The organism is Streptomyces aculeolatus (assembly GCF_020400605.1).
Classification (GTDB): Bacteria; Actinomycetota; Actinomycetes; order Streptomycetales; family Streptomycetaceae; genus Streptomyces; species Streptomyces aculeolatus.
The window spans coordinates 458833-479311 of sequence record NZ_JAINRD010000004.1 but is presented as its reverse complement, the minus strand read 5'-3'; the positions used below and the strand labels follow the sequence as shown (position 1 = coordinate 479311).

The following is a 20479-nucleotide window of genomic DNA, read 5'->3' as shown; positions in this document are numbered from 1 at the left end:
CTGCCGACATGCTCCAGGGCGTCCGCACCGCACCGCAGCTGCCTGACTCGCCTTTCCGCACGTTCAACAACAGCCATCTAAAGATCTCCTCAAAGCGGAACGAAACAGGGGGAGGGGGCCGTGGTCACGGGGCTCGGTGACGGCCCCGCGACGGTCGGCGGTGCCGGCCACGGCGGGGCCAGCCGATGGTGGTCGCGAGGCGGCGGCGGGCGGTGAGCAGGACGGTCAGCGCGAACGCGGCGCCGGCGGCGGGAAGGGCGGCGCTGGCGACGGGCTGCTCGGCGAGGCGGCCGGCCAGGGCGGTGCCGGCGGAGGTTCCGGTGCCGATCGACAGCAGCAGCCACGCATACGCCTCGCTGGTGCGGCCAGCGGGGGTGAGCGCGTCGGTCGTCACAAAGGCGCAGGCGATCACGACGGTCAAGCACGCCCCCGGGAGCACGATCACGGCCGTGGCCGCGTACGGGCCGGGAAGAGCGAGCAGCGGGAGCCACCCGGCCCAGAACCCGCCGGTGGCGACGGTCAACCGGCTGGTGGTGGTGCCGGGCCAGGCACGGCGTCCGTAGATCAGGCCGCTGAGGAAGCTGCCAGCCGAGAACGCCGCGGGCAGGGTGCCCGACAGCATGCCCTGCTGGTGGCGCTCGGCCATCACCAGCGCCCACACGTTCATGGCGCCGATCGCGAATCCGATCCCGACCAGGGCGACGAACAGCAGCACCAGCCCGGGGTTGGACAGTCGGCGCGCGTGCCCGGCCGCTACGTCGAGGGTTGGAGCGGGGCGCCAGCGGCGCGTCGGCGGCGCGGACGCGACGACGACGGCGCCGGCCAGGCCGAGCCCGGCGGTGACGGACAATGCGAGGGCCGGGGAGTGGGTGGCGGTGAGGGCGGCGGCCAGCGGCGGGCCCACGATGTACAGCAGTCCTTGCGAGCCGGTGTCCAGCGCGAGCGCGGCGTGCCGCAGATGGGGGTCGGGCAGCACGCTCGGCCACAGGGCCCGCAGTCCGGTTTCCAGGGCGGGTGTGGTCAGGCCGGCGACCACGACGACCGCCGTGGCGGCGGCCGGCCCGCCGTAGGAGCCGGTCAGGGGAAGGGCTGCCAGGAGCGTGGAGTTGGCCAGCGCGGCCGGCAGGTGCACGGCGGGTTGGCCGTGGCGGTCCATCAGGCGGCCCTTGACCGGCTGGGCCAGTGAGGCCGCCAGCCCGTACACGGCGCTGAGCAGCCCACCGAAGGCGATGCCGCCTTCGGTGGTAGTGGCCCACAGGAGGATGGCGACCGGCGCCATGCCGTTGGGCAGGCGGCCGACGAGGGTGGCGCCCAGGAGCCGGGCCACGTGAGGGCTGCCCAGCACCGCGCCGTAGGTGATGCGCGGCGCGGCGGTTGTGGTCAAGGACAACAGGCGTTCTCTCGGCAGGAGGGCTAGCGGCGGGGAGCGGGCGCGGAGGCGGGCGGCGGAGCTGCCGGGGCGGTGGTCTGCACGGCCGGCCGCGGGCCGGCGTGCGGCTGGGGGGTGCGCTGTGGCGGGAGCACCGCGACGGTGGCGGCGAGGTCCTCAGCGGCCTCGCGGACTTCGCCCGTCAGGAACCCGAGGTGCCGGCCGGCGGCGGCAAGACGGGCGGCGATCTCCCGGCCCCGCGCCGTCTGAAGCGCGGCGGCGAACCGGCTCGCGGTCTCCAGGAGTTCCTGCAGGCGCACCATGGACCCTGCCTCGTAGCCGCTGCTGGTGGCACCGAGCACCGCGTTGGCCGCGTCCGGCGCCTCCTGGGCCTCGACGACGTCCCGGATGAGCCGTTGCAGCGGCACCTCGGGTGCCGGCGGCGGGCGGTTGAAGCGGGAGGACCTCGGGTCGAGGACCCCGGCGGGGACCGGTTGAGGCAGCGCCTGCATGGCCGCGTACTCGTGTGGGTAGCGGCCGATGACCTGGCAGGTCGGGGTATCCGGGTCGCCGCGGAGCGCGACGACGGGCAGGTTGCTGCTGTCGGCCAGGAGGGCGAGGGTGATCTGCTGGCCGTCGGCGGCGTACCAGGAGTCGGTCAGCTCCAACTCGCCGCGCCGCAGGGCGTCGTGGACCGCTTCGCTGGAGGGATGCTGTTCCTCGCCGGTCAGTGTGACGGGGGGCCGCTGCTGCCGGCGGGCGAGGACGGTGGCGATCGAGCCGTGCTCCGCCCAGACGGCCAGGTGCGGCCACAGGGCCTTGTGCTGAGCGCGTTCGGCCGCAGAACCGGGGTCGGCGGGGTGTTCCAGGGCCCGGTGGATCGTCGCGGTGGACGTGTCGAGGACCTCCAGCAGCCTGCGCCAGTCGGCGAGGTGCCGTGCCGGCGGCAGCTCGTCGAGGGACTGCCGGGCAGTAGCGAGCAGTGCATCCGCGTACGGGGCGAGTTCCTCGGCGTACGCCTTGATGGCTGCTTGGTCGCGGCGGGCGAGAGCGGCAGCGGCGGCGGCATGAGCGATGCGGCCGTAGCTGGCGCTGTCGAGTGCCCTGTCCGCCTCGCGGGCGATGGCGAACATCGCCCGGCGGAATCTGTTCGCTCCCAGCGCGAGAACATCGGCCTTCGGCAGGGGAGAACCCGCCGAGTTCGGCGCGGTGGCCGATGCCATCAGACCTGCCTGCTCGGGAAGGGACGGCGCGGCTGGGTGCGCATCGCGGTCTTCGAGCCGCTGCCGGCGGGCGCGGTCGACGAGGTCCTGCGGGTGTTGACGGCCTTGCTCAGGCTGGCGCCGAACCGGTGCGCGAACTTCCGCGCCGACGTCTCCAGCTGGTGATACGAGTGCTGGGCGGTCATCTGGCCGGCGTGCTTGCGGGAGCGCGCGGCGATACCCGGTTCCTGGTTGCACTCGCACCACTTGGCCGCGGTCTCCGGGAACAGGTGCAGCTCGGACTCCCGTGCGTCGTGGGCGGTCCAGCGGTGCAGGTCGTCGGCGCCCGGTCGGTTCTCGCGATGGGCGGTGACCGGCTCGGTGGTGGGGCCGACGCTGTCGTACAGCTCGAAGGCGGGGTGGGGCATGGACATCAGAGCCCTCCGTGCGGCTATGCGCGGTTAGTCGGTGCGGAGCCGGCGGGCGGGCCGGAGGCATCGGTGCGGGCGCACCTGTAGCCGATTAGGCGGGACGGGGCCGCCTTCGCCGGCACGGTGGCGGCGTCGATGCAGACGAACGTGTAGGTCACCGACGTGCGCGGGATGCCGTGCAGCCAGGCGTTGTCGTCCTTGTCGGGGTTGATCTGAAGCCCGGAGTGCGCGACGGCGTCGGTCTGCCTGTGCGTGTGGGCGAACAGCACCAAGGCGCCGCCGTCGGCGGTCTCCAGCGCGTAGGCGTCCGTGAAACGGTTGGCCCCCGCGGCGAAGGAGGTGGTGCCCGACTTCCCGAACTTGCGGGTCGTTTCGTCGTGGACCTTGATCTGCTGCTTGCTGGCCTTCGTCGGGTGGAAAACCTTGTCGCCGGTGTTTGTCCCACCGGTCGCGAAATTGTCGATCACCGCGGTGCGCAGCACGTCGGCGTCGGCCGCGAGGTGCGTGTTGCCGGTGGCGGCGACCGCGATGGCGGAGCCGTCCTTGTCGAGGGCGACGTCCGGCAACGTCGTGCCGTTGAGGTCGACGACGGAGACCAGTTCCCACCGCGTGTCCTTCGGCTGCTCGGCGAAGACGGCGATGCGGCTGGGGTCCTTGCCCTTCTCGCCGGAGAGCGCGGCGGCGAACCAGCGGTCCTGGCCGGCGGTGAAGCGCGGGATGTACAGCTTGGCGCTGGAGGTGTCGTACGACCACGGCTTGTACGGTTTGCGGTCGGCCTTGGGCAGGCCCTCGGTCTGGGTGTAGTCGGAGACGGACATCGCGTAGATCGGACCGCCTTCGACGGTGTCGAGCAGGGCGCGGTCGCGCTGCGCGTTGGCCTCGTTGTTGATCTTCGAGTAGTGGGTGATGACGGCGCGGGCCTGCGCGTCACTGAGCGCGGGCGCCGGCTTCGGCGCGGCGGGCGTGGTGGGGCTCGTCTTCGCGGTCGGGGCGTCGTCGCCGCTGTTGCAGGCGCTGGCGGCCCCAGAGAGCAACGCGGCACAGACGAGCAGGGGCAGGGCGCGGCGGGCGGTGTGGATGGGTGTGCTCCAGGGGGACGCGGGCGGGTTCAGCGGGTGCGGGTGGTGCGCAAGGTGCGCGGCGATTGGTGCGGCAAGCGGTGGCGGGTGGACGACTCCGGCCCCTGATGCGGGTCTGGGGGACGGGCGTGGTGCTCACTTCGGTGCCCGGGGCTGTGGTGCGCCGGCAGTGGACCGGGAGCGGTGCCGGGGCGGCTGGGTGCGCATCGCGGTCTTCGAGCGGCGGCCGGCGGGCGGCCTGGTGGGCGCCGTCCCGCGGGTGTTGACGGCCGTGCTCAGGCTGGTGCCGAAGTGGTGCGCGAATTGCCGGGCGGGCGGCTCCAGCTGGTGATACGAGTCCTGGACGGTCATCTGGCCCGCGTGCTTGCGGTAGCGGTAGACGGGGACGGGCAGCAGGATTCCGTCGGCAAGGCACGTCACCGCGAGGGCGCAGTAGTCCTCACCCTGCACCAGGCCGCCCATGGGCGCCGCGCGTACGAGGTCGGTGCGGGCGAGGATGGTGGTCGGGCCGAGCGGGATCGTGTCCGACGGGTCGGGCCAGAACCGCCAGACGTCTCCGGCCCGGTGCTTGCCGGGCGGAGTGGGGCACCGCCACAGCGTCGTCGAGCCGTCCTCGTGGAGGTCCTCGCTGTATCCCGCGCACCAGCCCACCCCGGTCTCCTCAAGCGCGCGCAGCCGCACGGCCATGGCATCGTCGGTGAACTCATCGTCGTCATCAGCCCAGTTGACGAACTCCGTGCGGACCTCGTTGAGGGCGAGGTTGCGGGCGCAGGCGGCGCCGACGTGCCGGGGCAGCGGCAGGGGCTGTACGCGAGGGTCGGCCGCGAGAGGTTCGGGGAGCGGGGAGGTGTCGGCGCCGTCGAGGGCGATGACGGCTTCCCACGGCACGGTTTGCCGGGTGAGGCTTGCGTGCATGGCGGTGAGGTAGTCCAGCCGGTCGGGCTGCGCCCGGGTGGCGATGACGACGGTGATTTTTGCGGGGGCGAGAGCGGACAGAGGTTCTCCAGGAAGGCGGTGCTAGTGGCGGGCGGTGCGCGGGGAAGCGGCGGTGGGTGGCCTGGCCGGGTTGGCGGTTCCCGGAGGCTGGTCGGGGGCGCGTTCGGGCGGTGGGCGATCGGGCTTCCACCGGTGGTGGCGTCGCTGAACGGGGTCCTGGGGTCGGTGTGCCAGTCCACGATCGGTCCGCGGTCTGCTGCGCAGGCTGATGACCTCGATGTCGTGGGGGTGCAGGACGTATCCCCAGTGGAGTCCGCCGGTGGTGCTCGGTGTGACGAGGAGGCGTTCGGCCGGCGCACCGTTCGTGTCCTCTGTCATCCAATTGAGGCGCTTGACAACGAATCCAGTTGTTCGGGCTTCGTGCGACCGATCTTCGGTAGCAGGTCCGCGAGTGGCATCTGGAAGAGCCAGCGGCGGCCAAGGTGGTCCAGGTGGTCAAGGACCAGCCCTTTCGCCCCGTACCCTTCGCAGGGTCTACGGCGTCAAATTGCTGGCGCCGAACACTGGAGGCAACACTTCATGCTGATTGCTCAGCGTCCGTCGTTGACCGAGGAGGTCATCGACGAGTTCCGCTCCAGGTTCGTGATCGAGCCGCTGGAGCCGGGCTTCGGTTACACCCTCGGCACCTCTCTGCGTCGCACGCTCCTCTCCTCGATCCCGGGTGCCGCTGTCACCAGCATCCGGGTCGACGGTGTCCTGCACGAGCTCACCACCGTGCCGGGCGTCAAGGAGGACGTCGCCGACCTCATCCTCAACATCAAGCAGCTGGAACTCTCCTCCGAGCACGACGAGCCGGTCGTGATGTACCTGCGCAAGCAGGGCCCGGGCCTGGTCATCGCTGCTGACATCGCGCTGCCGGCCGGTGTCGAGGTCCACAACCCCGACCTGGTGCTCGCCACGCTCAACGGCAAGGGCAAGCTGGAGATGGAGCTGACAGTCGAGCGCGGTCGCGGCTACGTCTCCGCCGTGCAGAACAAGCAGGTGGGCCAGGAGATCGGCCGTATTCCGGTCGACTCCATCTACTCGCCGGTGCTCAAGGTCACGTACAAGGTCGAGGCGACCCGAGTCGAGCAGCGCACGGACTTCGACAAGCTGATCGTCGACGTCGAGACCAAGCAGGCCATGCGCCCACGTGAAGCCATCGCATCCGCCGGGAAGACCCTGGTCGAGCTGTTCGGGCTGGCCCGTGAGCTCAACATCGACGCCGAAGGCATCGACATGGGCCCCCGGCCCGTCGACGCGGTACTCGCCGCCGACCTGATCCTGCCGATCGAGGAGCTCGACCTCACCGTCCGCTCGTACAACTGCCTCAAGCGTGAGGGAGTCGATACCGTAGGTGAGCTTATCGGCTGCTCCGAGGTCGACCTGCTCGACATCCGCAACTTCGGTGCCAAGTCGATCGACGAGGTCAAGGCCAAGCTTTCCGGCATGGGCCTGGCCCTCAAAGACAGCCCGCCCGGATTCGACCCCATCGCTGCTGTCGACACCTTCGCCGCCGACGACGAGAAGGACGCCGGGTTTATCGAAACAGAGCAGTACTGAATACTGCGCTGCGCTGCGCCGGGCCTGGCCAGCCAATCCAGTCGCCGCGGGCCAGGGACTCGGCACCATCAACGGCATCATGGGGCGGTCTTGTCAGCGAAGTAAGTCGGCGCAGGTCAACCGCGCCGGTCAGTGCGTGACGCAGCTCTTCGGGTGCGCCGTGTAGGAGGTCGGCGCCGAGTTCCTCCCAGCCGCAGGCTGAGGCCGGCACGTCATCGATGAGGTGTCGGGACATGGCGGCGATGTCGCTGCCGAAGCGGTAGCGGTAGCTGGCGAGAAGGAGCGGCAGTCGTCCGCTGGGGTATCCGTCGTAGAGGACGTTGGCGCCGACGTATCCGGCGTCGGTGGGGCGGGCGATGAAGGAGCGCGTCGCCACCGATCTACCGCCCCCCTGTCTGGGAGCACCCGGGGATGTCGGAGGCGGTCCTGGCGGCCGGCCCGGTGCTGGCGAGGGGAGGGCGGGCGCGGGGTCGTATTCGGCGCGCAGGCGGGCGAGGTCGGCTTCGTCCGCGATGGCCAGCACGTCCAGGGCCCGGCTGGCTGCGGCCATCAGGCGTTTGCGCGGTGGGCCGTCGACGGCGTCGCGGTGGTGGCCGCGCCACTGCGCGGCCTCCACGAGGCAGTCGCTGACGGCCTGCAGCACGGGCGCGGCAGCATCCAGCAGGTGCTGGGTGACGGCGCTGACCTCGGCTGGGCTCTGGGCCGCTGCCAGCGCCGACCGGTAGGCGGTCAGGTCGAGTTCCGGCGGGTCGCTGTCAGGCAGCGGGTGGTCGGCCAGGAACGGCGCGGCGTCGGCCTGGGCCCGCGTGATCAGGTCGAGACGGGTGGCCATGTTGTGTTTGGCTGCTGTGATCTGTTCGGTTGTGCGGCCGACGTTGTCGTATGCCTCGAAGTCGGGGTGCGAGAGCAGGAGATTCTCCAGGTCGGGGTGGTCAGGGGGAACGGGCCGGCCCTCGCCGGTGTGGCGCCCGAGGGGCAGCGGCGGCCGGAACCGGCGGCGTCTGCAGGGCGTTCAGGCGGTCCGCGGCCTGGTGGAGGCGGCGGGAGGTGGCCGCGAGGTGGGCGTGGGCGGCCTGGATCCAGTCGAGTTCGGCGGCCGTGGCCTGCTTGGTCCGGTTCCCGAGCGCCGTGAACCGCGCAGACCCGTCGATCGCACGAGCCCCGGCCAGGGCGATCACTTCGCCGAGCGCGGCCAGGGCACGCCCCGCCGACGCAGCCGCCTGCGTCAGCTCGGTGATCACGAATTGTTCGAGGGCGGTTCGCCGACCACCGGCGCTGGCGATGCGGGTCATGTCCGCGTCGTGGACCAGGTAGGTGAGCAGGCGCGCGATGGCGTACGCGCTGTCGTCGAGGTCGCATAGGCGCGGGGGGTGGTAGGGGTCGGCGAAGGGCACCTCATCGGCCGCGTGGTGGGTGCGCTCGGCGAGGGTGCGCAGATGGTAGATCGCGCCGTGAACGGCGTCCGGGCGATGGTCAGCGGGCACGCGGAGGGCGTTGGCCCCGCACCTGGGGTGGGGTGGTGGCCGGCCCCGCCGGTTTACCGGCGGTGCGGAGGTTCACGCCGATGCCCGCTGAGGTCAGCGCTTGGGCGACCGCCTTCAGACGCCGGGCCTGTTCCTCGGCCGGGTACTCGGCGGACAGGATGAAAGCATCCCGGTGCGGGAAGTAGCAGAAGCCGGCCATGAACAGCGCGCTGCGGGCCTCGGGCGGAACCCGTGTGTACGGCGCCCCGAAGGTCCCGTCGGGATACCAGGTCAGGGTTACGACCTTGCGGACCGGACGCGGTGCCGGCAGCCGGGGCGGGTCGCGTCGTTCGGCGACGTGGAGTCGCAGCCCTTCCAGTGCTGTGGCGTAGGTAGGCAGGAGCCTCCGGGCGATCAGCGCTGCGGCGCGCACCGGGTCTGCGGGCACCGTGATGCCGCTTGGCTCATCGATGCCGTCGAAGTGGTGCTCCATGATCGTGCCGTCGTCGGGGACGAGCGGTGCGATGACGAACTCGCCGGACTTCAGCGGCCGGTCGGTGACGTAGAGCTGCATCTCGCCGGGGCCGTGGAGGAGCGCGTAGTGGGGGTAGACGTAGTCGTCGACGAGGTGCGCGACGTGCCCGGCGGCGTCCCACAGCCGTGCGGTGGTGGAGTAGTGCTCGGGGTAGGTGATGCGGCGGTCGTACCGGCTGGTCCAGTGGCCGGGGAGCCGGTCGGCGACGGCTGGTGCGAAGGCGTTCAGGGTGGGGCGGTTCGGTGGCATGGGTGCCTGCGCAGGAGGTGAGGGACGGCGCTGGGAGGCGCCGGAGCTTGCGGAGGGAGAGCGTGCGGCGGGTGAGGCATCGCGGGACGGCGTGGTCGTCTTCGTCGGCGGCCGTGCTGTGGGGTGCCGGCGGCGGTTGTGTGCTGGTCGGTGTGGATCAGGTCCCTGAGGTGCTCGACGGCGTCGGCGCGGCGAGCCGCCAGGATGTCGAGGGCGACGGCGCTGTGCTGCAGGATGCCCAGCGAATTGATCTGCGCGCGCCCCTGTGCGACGCGGTTGAGATCGTCGGCCGCCCGCCGGGCCAGGGCAGTGAGCTGCTTGCGTGCTGGATGACCATGCGGTTGTCGCGCCCGGCCCGGTCGGTGGGGCCGGAGGCGCGGTGCAGGAAGTGGGCGATCTCGGCGGTCTCGGCGAGAAGCGGTGCGGCGTGGCTCGCTGCGGAGGCCGCGGTCGCGAGGTGGTCGAGTACAGCGCCGCCGGCGCGGTTGGTGCTGTGAGGGCTGCGGGCGAAGTCGGCCGTCGGCCGCGTGACTTCACGGGAGAGGTCCTGCGCATTCGCGGTGTGCTGGAGCAACTCGGTGTACGAGGGCTTCCGGAACATGGCCGTCGGCGTTGAGCAGATGGGCCTGTGCGCTTGCATCGAGGAGTTGGGACGTGAGGTTGCCGAGCGCGCGGATGAGATGGAGGGCGTCCACGCGGGCTATCAGTTCGCGCCGATGTCGGTATTCATGTGCCTCTTGCTTGTGTACGGGGCGGGCCGGGGTCCCGATCGTGGCCTGTCGGCACAGGAGTTGGCGGGCGGCCCAGAACTCGTCGGTGGAGGCTGGCTGACACAGTGAGTCGAGGTGCCGTGGCGTTCAGGCAGCAGGCGGATGAGGAATGTTTCGTGGACCGTCGGCTCCGGGCTCCCGCTGGATCACCAGGGGGCCGGGGCTGTGCAGCCAGGCGAGCTTCTTCGATCACCCAGCGGTGGGGTGGCCAGCCCGGTGCCGTGGCGTGTTCGGTCCCGGGCGATGGCCGCCACCACCCCGCGGTCTGGAACCTGGTCGTGGTCGAGGAGGGGCCGCTCGGGCGAACTTTTTTGACGGGCCTGCCATAGCGGAGCGGCCCTGCTCACGTCCAAGGAGGTGACAGACGACCACGAGCCGACGACAACCGGGCACAGGGAATCATGACTGATGAGGAAGAGCGCCGCTTCCGCGAGTTCGTCGCGGCGCGCTCGCCCGCGCTGATGCGCACGGCGACGCTCTTGACCGGCGGCGACGTCCACGCCGCCGAGGACCTGCTGCAGACCGCGCTGGCGAAAGCGGCCGCGCACTGGAACAGGTTAGAGAGCCCTGAGGCGTATCTGCGGAAGGTGCTCTACCGGCAGCAGGTGAGCCTGTGGCGGCTGCTGCGCACGGGCCGTGAGACCGCGGTGCCCGAACTCCCCGACGTCGTGCGCGAGGACCCTGCCGACGCTGCCGAGCTGAGGATCCAGATCCGCCGGGCGCTGGCCAAGCTGACGGCACACCAGCGCGCCGTGCTGGTGCTGCGGTACTTCGAGGATGCCCCCGAAAGGGAGGTGGCCGAGCTGCTCGGCTGCTCGGTGGGCACGGTCCGCAGCACGACGCACCGGGCCTTGGCCAAACTGCGCAAGCTGGTTCCTGAGCTGGACCCCGGCGTGGCCTTCCGCGGCCCCGGATTCGGCAACTCGCCCTCGGAGGTGTGGGAATGAACGCTGACCGGTTGTTGCAGGACACCCTGCGCGAGTGGGCCGAGGAGACACCGCCTGCGCCCACCCCGGACCTGGCGGGCCGGGCTTTGCTGCTGCGGCGCCGTCGGCGCCGGGTGACCGTGGTGACGGTGGCGGTCGCGGCCTTCGCGCTGCTGGCAGGCGGGGTGGCGGTGCCGGTGCTGGCGGAGATCGACCAGCCGGGCCACTCCGAGCCGGGGCGGGTGATCGACAAGGATGCGTCAGCAGACCCGGGTGAGTCCCCGCCGCGTCATCTGGTCGCTGCTGGGAACGTTGTGGTGTCCGCGTACCAGGCGGACCAGCGCACCGAGGAGCAGGACGGGGTCGAGCGCACGACGTACACCTGGTACTTGTACGACCCCGGGACGCGGCAGTACGAGAAGACGCGTTGGGGCTGGCTGGATGTCGCCCCCGGGATGCGGCGGGCGGCGGTGCTGGAGCAGACGCTGCCGGCCTCCCGGGTCGGGATCCTCGATCTGGACACCGGGAAGGTGACGAAGTGGATCCCGCTGGAGCACAAGGCGGGCGGGGTGCAGTGGTCGCCGGACGGGAAGCGGCTGGCGGTGACCACGTACGGCGGATACCCGGATATCGAGACGCGTGACCCTCATCGGTATGCGTCCCATGCCAGGACCGGCTATTACCTGGTCGAGGTCGGCTCGGGCCGGAAGGAATACCGTCCGATGGGTGCCGATATGGAAGGCCGGTTCATTGGGCTCGGCCGTTTGGACGTGCGGTGGAGCCGGGACGGCACTTTGCTGATGGTTCCCGCGGAGCCGGGCGCCGAGTTCGAGACCTGGTACGACCTGGAAGAGGGGACGAAGGAGGACGGGCCCATGTATGAAGGGCTGGACTGGCCGCCGTCCGGTGCGTCGCCGGACGGCCGCTACTACACAGTGGGCGACGGCTGGACGGCGGCCGTGAAGGAGACGCGGACCCGCCGGACGGTTCCTGGATCAGGCGGCAGCATGACACTCGCGTGGGTCGACAACGAGCGCCTGGTGCGGTGGGACTGCCTGCCGAACCAGCACTGCGGGCGCGGCATGGGCGAGCGGTTGGTCTTGACCGACCCCGCGGGGCGTAACAAGGTCCCGCTGACGGGCGCCCGTTACGACGACAGCCCCCGGCAGTGGGAGCCACTGATCACCCGACGCTGACCAGGCACGGCGCCCGGACCTCTTCGCGACGGGCGCCGTCTCAGCCCGCGGCCCCCGGACCCGGCCCCGAACACCGTCGCAAGCAGGGTGAGACGGTTCGACGGACTCCGCTTGCACCCGGGAGATCTCACCAGCGCTTTGCCGAACCCGTCCTTCCGCGTCTCAGTGCATGCGGGCGTCGGTGTCGAACAGCGTCAGTTCGTGGGGGTGCAGGAGATGCTGCACGATGAAGCTGCGGTCGGCGACTTTCCACAGGCCCCTTCCGCGGCCCAGGTGGGAGACGGCGTCGGCTTCCACGGTGGTCATGCCCAGGAGGGTGGCGGCGGTGTGGAGCTGATCGGTTTCCTGGCGGTAGATGATTCGGGTGGAGCAGTCGGCGAGGAGGCCCTCCGCGAGGGCGCGGCCCTGGGAGCCGGTGTCGCCGGCGGTGAGCAGGTCGGACAGCCGATGGATGATCAGCATGTTGGCGATGCCGAGGCCGCGGCTGAGTTTCCACTGTGCCTGCATGCGCTTCAGCAGGCCGACGTGCCGCATCAGGCGCCAGGCTTCGTCGTAGATGATCCAGCGCCGGCCGCCGTGCGGGTCGACCAGGGCTGCTTCCATCCAGGCGGAGGCGCAGGTCATGGCAAGGACGAGGGCTGTGTCGTCGCCGGAGCCGCCGAGCCGGGACAGGTCGATCGTCAGCATCGGCGCGGCGGGGTCGAAGGCGACGGTGGAGGGGGCGTCGAACATGCCGGCCAGGTCCCCGTGGACCAGGCGGCGCATGGCGTGGGCGAGGTCCCGGGCCGCTTCTGCGAGGTGCCCCGACCCGGTCTCGGGTTCCCCGGCTTCGTGGAGTACACCGGGGTTGGTCAGGGCGGCGGCGATGTCGCCGAGGAGCGGTGGCCGGCGGGTGCCGGCGGCGTGGGTGACGGAGTGGTCGAGGGCGATGTCCAGGGCGGTGTGTTCCATGGGCATCAGGTCCCGGGCAAGGACGGTGCGGGCCAGGGAGCCCAGCAGGAGCAGCCGCCGTTTGCGGATCTCGCCGGCCCAGTCCGTCTCGGCAACGCCGTCGGGGCGTGGGGCGGCGTCCAGGGGGTTGAGTCGGCCGGGCAGCCCAGGTCCGAGGGCGACGGTCCGGCCACCCAGGGCGCTGGCGACGGCGGTCCATTCGCCTTTGGGGTCGCAGGGGACGTAGACGCGGTAGCCGAAGGCGACGGAGCGCAGCGCGATGCTTTTGGCCAGCGCGCTCTTTCCCTGGCCGATCACCCCGGCCAGCATGAGGTTCGGATTCGTGAACCCGGCGATCTTGCCGTACAGCTCGAAGGGGTCGAACGTGAACGACGCTTCGGCGTGGACGTCGCGTCCGATGTAGATGCCGTCGGCGCCGAGGCCGCCTTCGGCGAGGAAGGGATACGCGCCGGCGGCCACGGCCGTGGTCATGCGGTGGGCGGGCAGCTTCAGCCGGTTGTTGCGGGCGGAGGCGGGCCCGGGGCGTCCACTTGGAGGGTAGAGCGCGACGGCCGTCTCGCCCGCCGCCGGTGCGGGTTCCGTGTGCTGGGTGTCGGCCTGGGCGCGGGCCTCGGCAGTGGCTTCGGCCAGTCGGCGGCGGGCTGCTTTGCGGCTGGCGCGGTCGGTTCCGTGGGGGGTGAACAGCGCGGCGGAGGCGTGGACGGCGCGGCGGGTGGGCCGGTGGTTCATCGCGTGCAGGTGGTGGTGTGGGGCTGCCGGTGGTCGGTGGGGGTGGTTTTGCGGCGGATGCTGTGCCCGGTGGCGAGGTGGCGCTGGCAGATCGTGAGCACCGGCGGTCCTTCGGGCAGCCGTTCCGGATGGCACGTGCGGGCCTCGATGTCGTCTGCCGCGGTGTGGCTGGGGAGCAGGTGGAAGGCGTCGTGGAGTTCGGCGGCGGCTTGCCACAGGCGGGTGTGCGCGGCGGCCAGGTGGCGGCCGGCTGCAGGATGCCGGGGCCGGGTGGTCTCGGCGAGGTGGTCCACGAGCTGGTGCACGGCGGTCAGGTGCGCGTGCAGCACGTCGAGATGCGGGCGGTCCGCCGGCGGGGCCGGATGGGCATCCGGGCCCGTGCGGGCGCGGGTGTGGTGGCGGATCCCGGCGCTGGCGGCGCGGAGGTAGGGGTGCGCGTCGTCCGGGTGCATGCGCGAGGTCACTAGTGGTCCGTTCTGCCCGGGACAGGGGCGAAGAGGTCGCTGGCGGCGACGAGGGAAGACGCGGTCCGGTCGGAGGCCCGTCGGCGGTCACAGGGCGGTGCGGGCCAGCGGCAGTGCGGTGATCGTGAAGGCGTCGGGCTGCTGGTAGTTCAGGCGCCGCAGGTCGACGCCGGCGGTGACGGCGTGGGTTTCGATCTGGGCGCAGGCGGCGTCGAGGAGGGCGTCGGTGGCGGCGGTGACGGTGACCAGTCCGGTGAGGGCCACGTCCGCGTGCCCGGCCAGGAGCTGGCGCTCGCGGGTTTTGACGTCGGCGTATTCGACGGAGTCTTCTTCGCTGTCGACTTGCCCGCGGCGGGCGCGTTCGTTCGCGTCGGCGATGATCGCGGCTTTCTTGCGCTGGACGTCGCGCAGCGCGGCTTGCAGGCCCTGCGGGATGTAGATCAGTGACAGGGTGCGCCGCACGCCGGGGGTGAACATCAGCCCGTGCAGGAAGGCGGCGTTCGACTCGGTGCGCGGCCAGTTCTCCACCCAGTACGTCGTGTGCCGTGCGCTGTCGGTGGCGAGCCGGTCGTACTCCTCGACCTGCACGACGGGCCCGGCGGCGGCGGGGTCTGCTTCGGCGCGGCCGGTGGTCGACCACTGCTGGAGCGCTGGGAGTGCGTTGGGGTCGTAGGCGGTGCGGATGACGGCGGCGATCTCCCGGGCGGTCAGCCAGCCAGCGACCTGAAGCCCGGCGTTGCGGGCGGCCTGGGCGACGGACGTGGTCGTCTGCGCCATGACGGTGAACGCGCCGGTCAGCCCTCCGCCGGCCTGCGCGATGAGACGCCGGGCGGCTTTGAGGTCGAGGGAGATGGCCAGGTAGGTCTCGTGCGGGGCGGCGGTGGGGCCGGCGGAGGTGAGGAGTTCGGAGTAGATCTGCCCGGCGGCCGGCGCTGGGGTCTGGGCCTGTGCGTTGCGGGTGAAGTGGCGGGCGAGGCCGTCGCCGCTGTCCGCGACGGTGCGCTCCAGGACCTGCACAGCCGCGATCTGCCCCGATCGGGCGATCGAGGCCAGTGCGCGTCCCCAGCCGGCCACGTGGTGGTTCTGCGTGGCGGGGTCGAGAAGGACGAACGCGGGGCCGGTGACGCGGGCGATGGCGGTCAGGGTCTGCCGGTGGGGGTCATGAACCGCGGCGGCGCGGGGGGCGGAGTCGCCGGGGGTGACCACCTTGAGGGAGGCGGCGGCCCCGGGCAGGTGCAGGACGCCGTCGTGGCGGGGCCGGGTCACGGGCCGGGCGAGCCACAGGGATTGCCCGGTGCGCCGGCGGTGGATGTAGCGGGCGACGATCGGTGCCCAGTCGATCAGGGAGCGGCCGTGCCGGCGCACAGCGACCATCGCCGCCGAGGCCGCCCACAGCGGGGCCAGCACGACGGCACCGAGCAGCCCGGTACTTACTACCGTCATCAGCAGCAGCGCCAGGGTGGAGGAGACGAGGACGAGTTGGGGCAGCGAGAGCCCCAGGAGGATGCCGCGGCGGGACCGGTGCGGGAATTTCACCGTCACCGGCGCGGCGGAAGGATCAGTCACAGGGGGCAGGTCCTGACGGGCGCGCGGGTGGAACCCGAGGGCGGGAGACGTACGCCGCCTCCCGCCCCCGTCGGTCGGAGGGTCACGGGCCGGCCGGGGGCGGCGGTTCGGCCGTCCCGTCGGCCTGGGCGTAGCGTGCACCGGTCGGCGGGGTGTGCCGTGGAGGCGGGCTGGTCTTCGGCGGCGCCGACTGCCAGCCGCTGCCAGGCCCGGAGCCGCTGCTCGACGGCGAAGTGGCGGGCCCGGGGCTGCCGCCCATCTGGCTGCTGGTGTCGTCGGACACGTTCGTCGGCGCGGGCTGGAGGGCCTTGTCCAGACTCGGCTTGCCCGCCTTGTCCGACGACGAGCCGCCCGCGCCCCGGCCGGGCGGAGCCTTCTGGCCGCCCCCGCCGGTGGGATCGGCGGCGATGTCGCCGGGGAAACCGCCCGCGCCGGCGGCATCACCGCCGGGCGCGGCTGCTCCCGCTTCGCTTCCGGCTGCTGCGCCGCCTCCGGCGCCGCCGGTGGCTGCGGCTGCCCCCTTGCGGGCGGCCTTCTCGCCGTAGGCCCGGGCGATCTGGGCTCCGGCGCCGCCGGCCCGGTGCAGCGACTCGCCGTCGGTGTCGGCCGCCCAGTGCACGAACTTGAAGACCGCGTACGGGCACAGCAAAACCATGGCCATGATGACGATGCCGGCCATGACGTCGGCGAGCGCGGCGACACCGTCCTTCGCGTCGGTCTTGCCCATGGCGGCGATCCCGAGAACGAAGATCACCGTCATCAGGAGCTTGCTGACGACGAGGGTGGCGGTGGCTTCGATCCAGCCCTTGCGCCAGCGGCGCGCGACTTCCCAGCCGCCGCCGGCGGCGGCGAAGATCGCCAGGGTCACCAGGACGAGGATGCCGATCTTGCGGACCATCATCACGCCCCAGTACAGGAACGCACCGGCGGCGGCGCCGAGTCCGGCGACGACGGAGACGAGCCAGCCCAGCGGGGCGACCGCCGGGATCTGGTTGACCTTCACGATGCGCCGCACGGCTGACTCGATGCTCAGGTCGGCCGATTTCAGCAGCCCGGCGGACAGGGCGTCGACTACTTCGACGGCGACGGTGGTCACGGCGATGGCGCAGAATGCGAACAGCACCCCGGCTGCGGTGCCGGTGAACGCCTGGGTGAGGGCTTGTCCGTCGCGTCGGATGGCGGCGCGGACGAGCTGCGCGCAGAACGTCGCGACGAGAAGTACCAGGCCCAGGGGCAGAAGGGTCTCGTAGTTGTCGCGGAACCAGCCGGCGTTCAGGTCGACCTTCGTGGTGGTGTCGACGCCCTCGGCGGCCAGGTCGACCGCGGCGACGGCGAGTTCGCCCGCGGATTCGGCCATCCAGTCGCCGATGGCCTTGCCCGGGTCGGCCATGAAACCGGCCGCGTCGTCGACGTCGCAGAGCCTGCCCGCTACCGGGATGTCACAGAACGGCACGCGTTCCTCCCTTCGCTGGAATGCGGGTCACGGCGCGACACGGGGGGCGACGGCGGCAAGGGAGCAGGCGCGCCCGGGACGGCACTGCACGGCCAGCGTCACGGCCCGCTGTTCGGCACCGCCGCCGCGTTTGTTCCAGGCGATCTGCTGCTTGCCGGTGACGGTGACGGCGTAGACGTACGCCTCGGTGATAGCTGTGGGGTCGTCGGCCAGGGCCTGGTTGAACGCGGCGGGGAAATGGCCTTCGGTGACCGTGGCGGTGGCGCGCTGGTCCTGGTCGGCCATCCGCGACCACAGCAGGGGATCGGGCACCTGGCCGGCTACCGACGCCCAGTCCGCGTACCGGCTCTCGCTGGTCATCCAGGCGCGCATGCCGGCGAGTTGCGCGGTACGGCTGGTGGTGCGGGTGTCGTAGGACCACAGCATCTTCGCCGCCGCCTTCGCGAAGGCGACCGGCTCACCGAGCCGCGGTGGCCCGGGCACGGACCCGGACTGCGAAGGAGGGGCGGGCTGCCTGGACGGTTCGGCAGGTGGCGGGCTGCTCGCTGGCGCCGGGGCGGCGCGCTCGGGGCTCGTGTCGCCGTTCCTGCTGCTGGACAGGAAGGCGATGGCGGCGGTGGTGGCGAGCAGGGCGGCGACGGCCGCGGCGGCGATCGCGGCGCGTCTGCCGCCTGGGTACCCGGTCCGGGCCGAGGGCAGGGCGTGGCTGGGGAATCGCTTCTGCCTCATTGGACCTGCGATCCGAGGTTGGAGAAGAACGACACGATGCCGTTGGCGGCGCCGAGTCCGAGGGCTGCGCCGGCGGCGACGACGGCGCCCTTCTTGCCGTTGGCCTCGGCCTGGTGGCCTCCGGTGTGGTGGCCCCAGGCCCACACGCCGAGCGAGACGGCCAGGGCACCGACGACGGCCACGATGCCGAACAAGTTGATCGAGTTGACAACGTTCTTCAGCACGCTCAGGCCGGGCAGGCCGCCGCCCTTGGGCGAGATTCCCGGGTCGTAGGCGAGGTGGATCAAGCGATCTGCGAGAGGGAGGGGCATGGGGGCAGCGGGGCTCCTTGCATACGTGAGCAGGGCGAAACGGGCAGCGGGGAAGGGGAGAAGCCGAGCGGAAGGCGCGCTCGGGACGCGCGGGCGACGGCCGCGGCGATCTGTCCGGGGCGATTCCGGGAAGGGGGGTTACAGGACGCGGCGTGCCGCGAGGACGGTCCAGTCGGCGAGGGGTGTGATCCGCACGGGCTTGCCGGTGCGCGGTGCCTCGATGACCAGGCCCTGGCCCAGGTACATCCCGACGTGCTCGGGGCGGGCTGCGGTGCCGCGGCTGAAGATCAGGTCACCGGGCCGCAGCCGGTGGCGGGGGACCGGTTTGCCTTCGTTTATCTGCGTGTAGGTGGTGCGGGTGAGGGGGACGCCGGCGTGCGCGTACGCCTGCTGCATCAGGCTGGAGCAGTCGCAGCGCCCCATCGGATCGGGGCCGTGGGCGTCGGTGCAGGAGCCGCCCCACTGGTAGAGCGTGCCGAGCTGCCGCATCGCCCACACGATCGCTCTGCGCGCCCTCGGATCGGCGTCCCGCGGGATGCGGTACCCGTTCGGGATGCTGCCCTCGGGGATGGGGCCGAAGCCGGAACCGTCCGGGCCCCCGGCGCAGCCGGTGCCGGCGGCCGAGGAGTCCGGGTCCGCGGGCTGCTCATCGTCGCCGGCGCTGGGGAAGGTCACGGTCACGGCCGTGTGCAGGGCGGTGGCCAGGTCCTCCCACTGCGCGTAGGCGTCGGGGTAGGCGGACTTCTGGACGGCCTGCGCTGCCTGGGCGGTGCTCATCTGCTGCCAGCCGTCCACGGCCAGCAAGTGCCGGTAGAACTGCTCGGCGGCGTAGACCGGGTCGCGGATCTGCTGCGCGGAGCCCCAGCCCTGCGACGGACGCTGCTGGAACAAGCCCAGCGAGTCGCGGTCGCCGGAGTTCAGGTTCCGCAGCCGCGACTCCTGCATCGCCGTCGCGAGCGCGACGACTTGCCCCTTCGCTGGGACATGGAGAGAGCGGCCGGTGGCCACGATCGTCGCCGCGTGCGGGACCTGCTCTCCGGGCAGGTCCAGTCCCTCGATGCGGATGTCCTTGCCGGGCGTCCCGTCAAGGACCCGGGCGACCTGCTCGGTGATCTCGGCGGAGTCGAGGTCGGTCAGGCAACTGCCGGCGGACGCAGCGGTCACGGCGGCCTCGCTGGAGGAGGCCAGCATCATGCCGGCGCCGGCGAGGAGGAACGGGGAAAGAAAGACGACGCCGAGGCCGGCGGCCAGCGCCTTCAAACCGAACGGACCGCCGACACATCAGCGCGTGTCGGCAGAGGCGGATAGCGGGACTTCATGGGGAGGTTCCCTTCGGGAGAGGGTGTGCGATCCCGGCGCGCCGTATCGCCTGCGGGAGATCGAGGAAGGGCCGCGGCGTGTTGCTGCGCGCTCGATGTGATCAGGTCGGGTGCCGGACATGCCGAGAGGGCGGTCGCGGTGCGGCGAGCTGGGGAAGCGGCCAGCGGCGTGGGGCGCCGGGCGGTCTAAAAACTGTAGACCCGGATCTGCGGTTGACCAAATAGTCGGCGCTGAGGTGCCGGAAACCGGCACCCCTGCAGCGGACTTTTTGGCCGTCGCCGCATTCACCGATACAGTTTTTGGACTCCCTCCGCCTCCTCCTCGCCCCACGTGGTCCCTGGGCTTCTGCAATGCCCCCGGCCGGCGAGGACGCACATGCGAGAAGGGAGTCCCTTTGGTGCTTCCACCCGAATCGGGGTCTGTCTTTGCCTTTCTCCCTCCACCAGGGCGACGCTCTCACCGTTCTTTCCGGCCTGCCGGACGACTGCGTCGACTCCGTCATCACCGACCCGCCCTACAACTCCGGCGGGCGGACAGCGAAGGAGCGCACGACACGCTCCGCGAAGCAGAAGTACACCTCAGCCGACGCCAAGACCGAACTCGCCGACTTCACCGGCGAGAACATGGACCAGCGCAGCTACGGCTTCTGGCTGACGCAGATCATGACCGAAGCACACCGCCTGACCCGTGACGGCGGGACCGGGCTGTTGTTCACCGACTGGCGCCAGCTGCCCATCACCACGGACGCGATCCAGGCGGCCGGATGGCTGTGGCGCGGGGTACTGGCCTGGCACAAGCCCAGAGCCCGCCCGCAAAAGGGCCGGTTCACCCAGAACGTGGAGTTCATCGTGTGGGCGTCGAAGGGAGCGATCGACGGCTCCCGCAACCCCGTCTACCTCGACGGCATGTACTCCGGGTCGCAGCCTTCCGGGGCCGGGCGCCAGCACATCACCCAAAAGCCGGTGCCCGTGATGCGGGAGCTGGTCAAGATCTCCCCGCCCGGCGGCACGGTCCTCGACTTCTGCGCCGGCTCCGGCTCCACCGGCGTCGCCGCCCTCCTGGAGGGCCGCGACTTCATCGGGGTGGAGAAGTCGCCGCACTACGCGTCGATCGCATCCGACCGCCTCACCGAAACGCTCCGGGAGACCCTCACCCAGGACGACGTGGTGCTCACCGCCTGAGCCCTCCGCCCGCCGGC

The 20479-nt window shown here is 71.6% G+C and carries 21 protein-coding genes; 6 read left to right on the top strand and 15 right to left on the bottom strand.

The features are described 5' to 3' along the window. Window positions 1–124 precede the first annotated feature (124 nt). From LG396_RS10760 to LG396_RS10740, 5 genes are all read right to left on the bottom strand, one after another. Entirely contained in the window at window positions 125–1390 is a 1266-nt protein-coding gene (locus LG396_RS10760) for an MFS transporter (protein ID WP_225794564.1), read from the bottom strand. A gap of 23 nt (window positions 1391–1413) precedes the next feature. Next, window positions 1414–2592: a hypothetical protein gene (locus tag LG396_RS10755; protein ID WP_225794563.1), complete on the bottom strand. Its 1179-nt coding sequence runs from the start codon at window positions 2590–2592 to the stop codon at window positions 1414–1416. After that, window positions 2592–3005 carry a hypothetical protein gene (locus tag LG396_RS10750; RefSeq protein ID WP_225794562.1) on the bottom strand — a complete coding sequence of 138 codons (414 nt, stop codon included), beginning with the start codon at window positions 3003–3005 and terminating at the stop codon, window positions 2592–2594. Before LG396_RS10750 ends, LG396_RS10755 begins: the two co-directional genes overlap by 1 nt. Window positions 3006–3022: 17 nt before the next feature. Next, a complete protein-coding gene (locus LG396_RS10745; RefSeq protein WP_225794561.1) occupies window positions 3023–4036 on the bottom strand; it encodes a DUF8094 domain-containing protein in 1014 nt (337 codons plus the stop codon). Between the two features lie 180 nt (window positions 4037–4216). Further along, on the bottom strand, window positions 4217–4996 hold the full coding sequence (locus tag LG396_RS10740) for a glycosyltransferase family 2 protein (RefSeq protein WP_372483482.1): 780 nt from the start codon (window positions 4994–4996) through the stop codon (window positions 4217–4219). A 600-nt stretch (window positions 4997–5596) separates the two neighbouring features. Between LG396_RS10740 and LG396_RS10735 the strand changes: the two genes are divergently transcribed. After that, on the top strand, window positions 5597–6619 hold the full coding sequence (locus LG396_RS10735; RefSeq protein WP_225794560.1) for a DNA-directed RNA polymerase subunit alpha: 1023 nt from the start codon (window positions 5597–5599) through the stop codon (window positions 6617–6619). Here the strand turns inward: LG396_RS10735 and LG396_RS10730 are convergent. The 3 genes from LG396_RS10730 to LG396_RS10720 all read right to left on the bottom strand — a co-directional run bounded on the left by LG396_RS10730 (window position 6597) and on the right by LG396_RS10720 (window position 8866). After that, the gene (locus LG396_RS10730; protein WP_225794559.1) at window positions 6597–7451 is read right to left on the bottom strand and encodes a hypothetical protein; all 855 of its coding nucleotides are present in this window, start codon (window positions 7449–7451) and stop codon (window positions 6597–6599) included. The two genes, LG396_RS10735 and LG396_RS10730, sit on opposite strands and share 23 nt — an antisense overlap. A 100-nt stretch (window positions 7452–7551) precedes the next feature. Continuing rightward, window positions 7552–8103 carry a hypothetical protein gene (locus LG396_RS10725; protein ID WP_225794558.1) on the bottom strand — a complete coding sequence of 184 codons (552 nt, stop codon included), beginning with the start codon at window positions 8101–8103 and terminating at the stop codon, window positions 7552–7554. After that, window positions 8093–8866 (bottom strand): hypothetical protein, encoded by a 774-nt coding sequence (locus LG396_RS10720; RefSeq protein ID WP_225794557.1) that lies wholly within the window; start codon window positions 8864–8866, stop codon window positions 8093–8095. The genes LG396_RS10725 and LG396_RS10720 overlap by 11 nt, the downstream gene beginning before the upstream one ends. Before the next feature lie 152 nt (window positions 8867–9018). Between LG396_RS10720 and LG396_RS10715 the strand changes: the two genes are divergently transcribed. The 4 genes from LG396_RS10715 (at window position 9019) to LG396_RS10700 (ending at window position 11758) form a co-directional block, all read left to right on the top strand. Continuing rightward, window positions 9019–9363 (top strand): hypothetical protein, encoded by a 345-nt coding sequence (locus LG396_RS10715; RefSeq protein ID WP_225794556.1) that lies wholly within the window; start codon window positions 9019–9021, stop codon window positions 9361–9363. A gap of 81 nt (window positions 9364–9444) precedes the next feature. Next, window positions 9445–9705 carry a hypothetical protein gene (locus LG396_RS10710; RefSeq protein ID WP_225794555.1) on the top strand — a complete coding sequence of 87 codons (261 nt, stop codon included), beginning with the start codon at window positions 9445–9447 and terminating at the stop codon, window positions 9703–9705. Between the two features lie 332 nt (window positions 9706–10037). Beyond that, window positions 10038–10583 carry a SigE family RNA polymerase sigma factor gene (locus LG396_RS10705; protein ID WP_225794554.1) on the top strand — a complete coding sequence of 182 codons (546 nt, stop codon included), beginning with the start codon at window positions 10038–10040 and terminating at the stop codon, window positions 10581–10583. Continuing rightward, window positions 10580–11758, top strand: a complete 1179-nt coding sequence (locus LG396_RS10700; RefSeq protein WP_225794553.1) for a hypothetical protein — start codon at window positions 10580–10582, stop codon at window positions 11756–11758. The genes LG396_RS10705 and LG396_RS10700 overlap by 4 nt, the downstream gene beginning before the upstream one ends. 162 nt (window positions 11759–11920) lie before the next feature. Here the strand turns inward: LG396_RS10700 and LG396_RS10695 are convergent, their stop codons facing one another. The 7 genes from LG396_RS10695 to LG396_RS10665 form a co-directional block, all read right to left on the bottom strand. Then, entirely contained in the window at window positions 11921–13438 is a 1518-nt protein-coding gene (locus LG396_RS10695; RefSeq protein ID WP_225794552.1) for a putative type IV secretion/conjugal transfer ATPase, read from the bottom strand. Beyond that, the gene (locus tag LG396_RS10690) at window positions 13435–13902 is read right to left on the bottom strand and encodes a DUF6238 family protein (protein ID WP_225794551.1); all 468 of its coding nucleotides are present in this window, start codon (window positions 13900–13902) and stop codon (window positions 13435–13437) included. Before LG396_RS10690 ends, LG396_RS10695 begins: the two co-directional genes overlap by 4 nt. An 87-nt stretch (window positions 13903–13989) precedes the next feature. Further along, on the bottom strand, window positions 13990–15468 hold the full coding sequence (locus LG396_RS10685) for an SCO6880 family protein (protein ID WP_225794550.1): 1479 nt from the start codon (window positions 15466–15468) through the stop codon (window positions 13990–13992). Between the two features lie 82 nt (window positions 15469–15550). After that, on the bottom strand, window positions 15551–16921 hold the full coding sequence (locus LG396_RS10680) for an SCO6881 family protein (RefSeq protein ID WP_225794549.1): 1371 nt from the start codon (window positions 16919–16921) through the stop codon (window positions 15551–15553). 27 nt (window positions 16922–16948) lie between these two features. Beyond that, window positions 16949–17650: a hypothetical protein gene (locus LG396_RS10675; RefSeq protein WP_225794548.1), complete on the bottom strand. Its 702-nt coding sequence runs from the start codon at window positions 17648–17650 to the stop codon at window positions 16949–16951. Beyond that, window positions 17647–17961 carry a DUF6112 family protein gene (locus LG396_RS10670; RefSeq protein ID WP_047017229.1) on the bottom strand — a complete coding sequence of 105 codons (315 nt, stop codon included), beginning with the start codon at window positions 17959–17961 and terminating at the stop codon, window positions 17647–17649. The genes LG396_RS10675 and LG396_RS10670 overlap by 4 nt, the downstream gene beginning before the upstream one ends. Before the next feature lie 138 nt (window positions 17962–18099). After that, window positions 18100–19221, bottom strand: a complete 1122-nt coding sequence (locus LG396_RS10665) for a C40 family peptidase (protein ID WP_225794547.1) — start codon at window positions 19219–19221, stop codon at window positions 18100–18102. A gap of 485 nt (window positions 19222–19706) precedes the next feature. Here LG396_RS10665 and LG396_RS10660 point away from each other — a divergent pair, with 485 nt between their 5' ends. Then, window positions 19707–20462 carry a DNA-methyltransferase gene (locus LG396_RS10660; protein ID WP_225794546.1) on the top strand — a complete coding sequence of 252 codons (756 nt, stop codon included), beginning with the start codon at window positions 19707–19709 and terminating at the stop codon, window positions 20460–20462. The last annotated feature ends 17 nt before the right edge of the window (window positions 20463–20479 follow it).

Bases quoted from the DNA above. Each gene is read 5' to 3' on its own strand.
- LG396_RS10720 (WP_225794557.1), bottom strand. From the start codon at position 8,866: ATGCCACCGAACCGCCCCACCCTGAACGCCTTCGCACCAGCCGTCGCC.
- LG396_RS10695 (WP_225794552.1), bottom strand. From the start codon at position 13,438: ATGAACCACCGGCCCACCCGCCGCGCCGTCCACGCCTCCGCCGCGCTG.
- LG396_RS10755 (WP_225794563.1), bottom strand. From the start codon at position 2,592: ATGGCATCGGCCACCGCGCCGAACTCGGCGGGTTCTCCCCTGCCGAAG.
- LG396_RS10675 (WP_225794548.1), bottom strand. From the start codon at position 17,650: ATGAGGCAGAAGCGATTCCCCAGCCACGCCCTGCCCTCGGCCCGGACC.
- LG396_RS10705 (WP_225794554.1), top strand. From the start codon at position 10,038: ATGACTGATGAGGAAGAGCGCCGCTTCCGCGAGTTCGTCGCGGCGCGC.
- LG396_RS10730 (WP_225794559.1), bottom strand. From the start codon at position 7,451: ATGGCCACCCGTCTCGACCTGATCACGCGGGCCCAGGCCGACGCCGCG.
- LG396_RS10700 (WP_225794553.1), top strand. From the start codon at position 10,580: ATGAACGCTGACCGGTTGTTGCAGGACACCCTGCGCGAGTGGGCCGAG.
- LG396_RS10670 (WP_047017229.1), bottom strand. From the start codon at position 17,961: ATGCCCCTCCCTCTCGCAGATCGCTTGATCCACCTCGCCTACGACCCG.
- LG396_RS10740 (WP_372483482.1), bottom strand. From the start codon at position 4,996: ATGCACGCAAGCCTCACCCGGCAAACCGTGCCGTGGGAAGCCGTCATC.
- LG396_RS10735 (WP_225794560.1), top strand. From the start codon at position 5,597: ATGCTGATTGCTCAGCGTCCGTCGTTGACCGAGGAGGTCATCGACGAG.
- LG396_RS10750 (WP_225794562.1), bottom strand. From the start codon at position 3,005: ATGTCCATGCCCCACCCCGCCTTCGAGCTGTACGACAGCGTCGGCCCC.